Genomic DNA, 5,809 nt, shown 5'->3' with positions numbered 1-5,809 from the left:
TTTTTGGTAGTGATATAAGGATATGATATAATTGAAAAATCATGGAGGTATGCCCTGCTTGCAAACAGCCCATGAGTGAGTGTACATGCTGCCCGGAATGAGGGCATGTATGCCTCCTGGACCTGGGGGAGCCATACTGTCCTGTGTGTAAGCCTGATCCAAAAGAAATGCTGAAGGCAACTATAGAAAGTCTCAAGAAAATGGGGTAACGGAGCGGGGAGTGAGTTTTATGGAACAGCAAAGACCTGAACTGACAGAGATATTCCGGAAGATACTTGTAAAGGTCGACATTATATTTCATATAGTGGCTGCACTGTTATTGCTTGTTGCCTGCAGCTTTATCCTATATTATGCAATGCTCAATATTATGAATCCTTCCCGCGACTCGATACTTCACCTTGTAAACGATGTTCTTTTGGCATTGATAATCCTTGAACTTTTATGGACTATTATCAGATTCCTGAAAAAGCAGAAGTTCATATTAGGGCCTTTCCTTGCCATCGGCATAATAGCTGCTGTGAGGAGGATACTTTTAATAGAGGCGCAGACATCTTTTATGGAGCATGTGCCGGTGGAAAAGCTTTATGAGATAGGTCTCAGTGCTGTTGTAATTATAATCCTGATGTTTGCTTATTATTTATCCGTGAAGGCGCAGAAGATTGAACAATAGGAGGTAAAAATGGCAGAAGAACATTCCTTTGATATTGTATGCGAAGTGAATATGCAGGAGGTTTTGAACGCAGTTGATCAGTCAACAAAGGAGATAGGTCAGAGGTTTGATTTCAAAGGAAGCAAGAGCAGCATTGAATTGGACAAGGGTAAGGGCACTATCACTCTTATTTCTGACGATGAGATGAAATTGAAAAGCGTGATTGATATACTGCAAACAAAGCTCGTTAAAAGAGGAGTTTCCCTCAAGGCATTGAATTATGGCAAGATAGAGCAGGCAGCAGGGAACACGGTTCGGCAGATAATAACACTTCAGCAGGGCATACCGCAGGAAAAGGCAAAAGAGATAGTAAAGATTATAAAAGACACCAAGCTGAAAGTCGGTGCTGAGATACAGAAAGATCAGGTGCGCGTAAAGGCAAAAAAGATAGACGACCTTCAGGCGATTATCGCAAAGCTCAAGGAGAAGGACTTCGGCATAGCCATACAGTTTGCTAATTATAGATGAATTCTGCTGTTAATGACTTACAGCGTAGCCACATGAAAAATATTGATTCTCACCTTTATAACTAACGAAGGCGGGCAGAACCTCAAGCAAAGGTCTGAGGTTCTGATTAAAGACACAAAGGGGAAGGGGTAAATTGTAAAATAAGGACAGGAGAAAACAATGAAGACACTAAATGAGATTAAGAAAACACTGAAAAAGCACAAGGCGGAAGTAGTTAGGGACTACAAGGTCAAGGAGATTGGCATCTTCGGCTCTGTTGTCCGTGGCGAACAGAAAAAGCGAAGTGATATAGACATCCTTGTTGAGTATTCAGAGTTGCCGGATCTTCTGAAATTGATTGAACTTGAAAACAAGCTGCAAAAGCTTTTAAAAAAGAAAGTTGACCTGATAGAGAAAAGCGGGATAAGAACCGAACTGAAGGATAAAATATTAAAAGAGGTAGTTTATATATGACGCGTGATTTTTCGCTGTTTATAAAAGATATTCTTGAGGCAATCGATGACATAGAGAACTTTATTGGCGATATGAGCTTTGAAGCGTTTTCCTCTGACAGAAAAACCAGAACCGCTGTTGTTCATGAAGTTGAGATTATAGGAGAAGCTGCAAAAAAACATTCCCATATCCATCAGAAATAAATACAAACAGTTGCCTTGGCAGGACATGGCAAAAAATGCGGGATAAAATTAGCCATTTCTATTTTGGGATTAATTATGAGATTGTCTGGAAAGTTGTAAAGGAAAGATTGCCTGAGATTAAATTGGCCGTTGAAAAAATCTTAAAAGAGTTAACCGAAAAATCCTGAATGAGCCTTAAACAAACCCTTGACAGGCTTTACAATACATATGACTTCAAGGAAAGAATCCTTCATGATCCTATAGAATTTCCGCATCAGTATAAGAGACCGGAAGATATTGAGGTCTCCGGTTTTATTGCATCCTGCTTTGCTTACGGCAGGGTGGATCTGTTCAAGCCTGTGGTAAAGAAGATACTTTCCACAATGGGTGAGAGTCCTTATGATTTTTTGGTTAATTTCAACTTAACGAGACATGGACGTTTGTTTTCAGGCATCAAATACAGGTTCAATGAGAATAATGACATTATTTGTCTTCTATATGTATTAAACAGGGCTTTAAAAAGATATAAACGACTTGATGTCCTCTTTAAGCTTCATTGCTGGAATGACGATCAAAATATCGGTATTGGACTGACAGGATTTGTAGAGTCTTTATTGAGCACAGACACATCGCCTGTCTATGGTAAAAACACCAAGACCATGGGTTTCCTCCAGTTCTTTCCTTCGCCTCAAAAGGGCAGTGCATGCAAGAGGATGAACCTTTTTTTAAGGTGGATGATAAGGGACAGGGATATCGATTTCGGAATATGGAAAGGAATCCCAAAGAATAAACTGGTCATTCCTCTTGATACACATATAGCACGCATATCTAAATGTCTCGGTTTTACGAAGAGGGCATCTCAGGACTGGAAGATGGCTGTTGAGATTACAGAGGCTTTGAAATGGTTTGATCCTGAAGACCCTCTCAAATACGACTTTGCATTATGCCATCAGGGAATATCAAAGATCTGCAGTAAAATGAACTGTAAGGAATGCGATTTTAATCCTTATGCTGGAAATGCCCGATTATGATGGTTATAAACATTACAACACCTGCAAAGATATATACCGTCAACCCCAGCTTGTTTTTCCAAGTATGTTTATAAAGTAGGTCTGGTTGAATATAAATCCCCAGTACATCACAAAACAGTAAGAGATTAAGAGCCCCATTTTATGTTTGCCGAACAGCAGACAGAATGAATTGATGATTACAAAGATAACGCCTACCCTAACGGTATGGCGAACTCCTTGTCGGAAAAGAACTCCATAAAGCCCTTTGCGAATTCCATACAATCCCCCTTATTTTCTGAACTCCCTTCCTTTCCATATCATATATATTGCAGGATAGATTATCAACTCAAGGATGGTTGATGTTATCACGCCGCCGACCATTGGAGCTGCAATCCTCTTCATCACATCGGCCCCTGTGCCGTGGCTGAACATTATGGGAACAAGACCTGCGAGTATAACGCTTACGGTCATAATCTTTGGACGGATTCTTTTTACCGCACCATACATTACAGCCTCTTTCAAATCGTTAATACTATTTAATTTGCCTTCTTTTTTCCATTTCTCATATGCGAGTTCGAGATAGAGGAGCATGACCACTCCTGTCTCCGCATCGAGTCCTGCAAGGGCTATTATTCCTACCCATACGGCTATGCTCATGTTGTAGTTGAGGATATACAGGAGCCAGAATGAGCCGACAAGGGAGAAAGGCACTGCCAATAATACGATTATGGTCTTTGTAGCCGACTTTGTATTGAAGTAGATAAGCACGAAAATAATGAGCGCGGTGAGGGGAATAACGAGCTTCAATCTTTCATGTGTTTTAACGAGGTATTCATACTCGCCGCTCCATTCAAGGCGGTAGCCCTCAGGAATCTTCAAAGATGCGACTTTCTTTTTTGCCTCTTCAACATATCCGCCTACATCTCTGCCTGAGAAATCTATATATACATACGATGCCAGAAGCCCCTCTTCGCTTTTTATCTGTGTAGGGCCTCTTACAATCTTTATGTCCGTTAGTTCACCGAGAGGGACCTGAATGATCCTCATAGATACAGGTTGTGTAGTTGCCATGCCTGACTGCTGACTGCCTGCTGACTGTTCATTACAGGCACAAGCACCCTTTTGAGTTTTTCTATGTCATTTCTTAATTCCCTCAAATAGCGAACATTTACCGGATACCGCTCCCTGCCTTCGACCGTGGTGGTGAGGTTCATGCCGCCTACGGCTGATTGTATTATTTCGTGCACGTCATCCACTGTTAGACCGTATCTTGCTGTTTCCTCGCGTTTTATGTCGAAGTCGAGGAAATATCCTGTTGTCACTCTTTCTGCGTATACGCTCCTTGTGCCTTGAATTTCTTTGATATGTTGCTCTAATTCAAGTCCTAATCTTTCTATCTCTTCGAGTTTCGACCCCATTACCTTAATGCCCACAGGAGTCCTTATGCCTGTGGAGAGCATATCTATACGGGCTTTGATCGGCATTGTGAATGAGTTTGCAACGCCGGGGATTGTGAGGGCGTCATTCATCTCATTTTTCAGGCTTTCTACGGTAACGCCGGGTCTCCACTGTGATTCAGGCTTCAGGTTGACCACTGTCTCGAACATTTCCAGAGGCGCAGGGTCTGTAGCAGTTTCTGCCCTGCCAGCCTTTCCGAATACCTGTGCCACTTCAGGTATTTGTTTCAGTAGTTTGTCCTGCATCTGTAAGAGGTTTGAGACTTCCGATATGGAAGCGGCAGGCACCGTTACAGGCATATAAAAGAGTGTGCCTTCATATAATGGCGGCATGAATTCCGAGCCGAGTTTTATAAAGGGATATGCTGTAATCGCCATAATAATAACTGCAATTATAATTACGGTCTTTTTAAATCGCAGGGCAAAGTGTGCTACCGGTTCGTAAATTTTATGAAGGATGATACTTATGGGATTTTTTCCTCCGGCCTTATCTTGCCTCTGATGAAAAGTGTCATCAATACAGGCGTCAGCGTTATGGCAAGGAATGACGCAAAGAGCATTGCAAAGGTCTTTGTGTAAGCCAGAGGTTTAAAGAGCCTTCCTGCCTGCGCCTGTAAAGTGAATACCGGAAGGAAACCCACGGTAATGACAAGTAGCGAAAAGAATAGCGAAGGGCCGACCTCCTTTGCTGCATCAATTATCACATCCATCCTGCTGCCCTGTCTGCCGTGTTCTTCCCATTCTTCGAGCTTTTTATGTGCGTTTTCCACCATTATGATAGACGCATCCACCATTGCTCCGATGGCGATGCCGCTTAAGCTCATGATATTCGAAGTTACGCCTAAATAATACATGCAGATGAATGAAATGATTATTGCAACGGGCAAAGTAAGGATAACCACAAGGGCGCTCGGCAGGTGGAACAAAAATGCGATGCATACGGCGCTCACTGCGACGGAGAGTTTTATTATCTCCTCTTTGAGGGTATCTATGGAGCGGTGTATGAGATCAGACCTGTCATAGGTCACGACGATTTTCATACCCTCCGGAAGACTCGGCTCTATATCCCTTTTAATTTTTTCCTTGACCCTGTCTATGACACTAAGGACATTCTCGCCGAATCTCACTACTACGATACCTCCTGCCACCTCTCCTTTCCATCAAGCTCTGCAATACCTCTCCTTATTTCAGGACCAAGCTGTATGTTTGCAATATCCTTTAAAAATACAGGCGTTCCTGCTTCGTTGGTGCCCACAGAGATGCTTTCGATGTCTTTGAGGCTTTTAATATAGCCACGTCCCCTTACCATGTACTCTAACCGGAGAATTCAAGCACTCTCCCTTCCACGTCCTTATTGCTTTTTTTAATTGCTTCCATGACTTTCGGCAGGGGAAGATTGTATGCAAGGAGTTTATTGGGATCTATGGTAATCTGGTACTGTTTTACAAACCCCCGATGCTTGCAACCTGTGAAACCCCTTCCACGCTTTCGATGGCGAGTTTTATGTTGTAGTCCTGAACCGAGCGAAGCTGCGATAGATCATGCCTGCCT

The 5,809-nt window shown here is 42.5% G+C and carries 8 protein-coding genes and 1 pseudogene; 6 read left to right on the top strand and 3 right to left on the bottom strand.

Annotated elements, in window-relative coordinates; all coding sequences use genetic code 11:
• Positions 1 to 229 precede the first annotated feature (229 nt).
• The 6 genes from V7L97_RS10695 to V7L97_RS10675 all read left to right on the top strand — a co-directional run bounded on the left by V7L97_RS10695 (position 230) and on the right by V7L97_RS10675 (position 2,822).
• The gene (locus V7L97_RS10695) at positions 230 to 670 is read left to right on the top strand and encodes a phosphate-starvation-inducible PsiE family protein (protein WP_333655843.1); all 441 of its coding nucleotides are present in this window, start codon (positions 230 to 232) and stop codon (positions 668 to 670) included.
• Positions 671 to 679: 9 nt separating this feature from the next.
• Positions 680 to 1,177 (top strand): YajQ family cyclic di-GMP-binding protein, encoded by a 498-nt coding sequence (locus V7L97_RS10690; RefSeq protein ID WP_333655840.1) that lies wholly within the window; start codon positions 680 to 682, stop codon positions 1,175 to 1,177.
• A gap of 159 nt (positions 1,178 to 1,336) precedes the next feature.
• The gene (locus V7L97_RS10685; RefSeq protein WP_333655837.1) at positions 1,337 to 1,630 is read left to right on the top strand and encodes a nucleotidyltransferase family protein; all 294 of its coding nucleotides are present in this window, start codon (positions 1,337 to 1,339) and stop codon (positions 1,628 to 1,630) included.
• Positions 1,627 to 1,812, top strand: a complete 186-nt coding sequence (locus V7L97_RS10680; RefSeq protein WP_333655835.1) for a HepT-like ribonuclease domain-containing protein — start codon at positions 1,627 to 1,629, stop codon at positions 1,810 to 1,812. Before V7L97_RS10685 ends, V7L97_RS10680 begins: the two co-directional genes overlap by 4 nt.
• A gap of 35 nt (positions 1,813 to 1,847) precedes the next feature.
• Positions 1,848 to 1,979, top strand: coding sequence for a HepT-like ribonuclease domain-containing protein (locus V7L97_RS13095; RefSeq protein ID WP_442891821.1), 132 nt, complete (start codon positions 1,848 to 1,850; stop codon positions 1,977 to 1,979).
• On the top strand, positions 1,980 to 2,822 hold the full coding sequence (locus V7L97_RS10675) for a TIGR02757 family protein (RefSeq protein ID WP_333655833.1): 843 nt from the start codon (positions 1,980 to 1,982) through the stop codon (positions 2,820 to 2,822).
• A 267-nt stretch (positions 2,823 to 3,089) separates the two neighbouring features.
• Here V7L97_RS10675 and V7L97_RS10670 read toward each other — a convergent pair whose 3' ends face one another.
• The 3 genes and pseudogenes from V7L97_RS10670 to V7L97_RS10660 form a co-directional block, all read right to left on the bottom strand.
• Positions 3,090 to 3,872 (bottom strand): efflux RND transporter permease subunit, encoded by a 783-nt coding sequence (locus V7L97_RS10670; RefSeq protein ID WP_333655830.1) that lies wholly within the window; start codon positions 3,870 to 3,872, stop codon positions 3,090 to 3,092.
• Positions 3,845 to 5,385, bottom strand: a pseudogene (locus V7L97_RS10665) (efflux RND transporter permease subunit). Before V7L97_RS10665 ends, V7L97_RS10670 begins: the two are co-directional and overlap by 28 nt.
• Before the next feature lie 2 nt (positions 5,386 to 5,387).
• Positions 5,388 to 5,567 (bottom strand): hypothetical protein, encoded by a 180-nt coding sequence (locus V7L97_RS10660; RefSeq protein ID WP_333655827.1) that lies wholly within the window; start codon positions 5,565 to 5,567, stop codon positions 5,388 to 5,390.
• Positions 5,568 to 5,809: the final 242 nt, after the last annotated feature.

The organism is Dissulfurispira sp., assembly GCF_036745535.1.
GTDB lineage: Bacteria > Nitrospirota > Thermodesulfovibrionia > Thermodesulfovibrionales > Dissulfurispiraceae > Dissulfurispira.
Note: the sequence above shows the minus strand (reverse complement) of the source record. Positions and strands in the feature narration are given on the sequence as shown.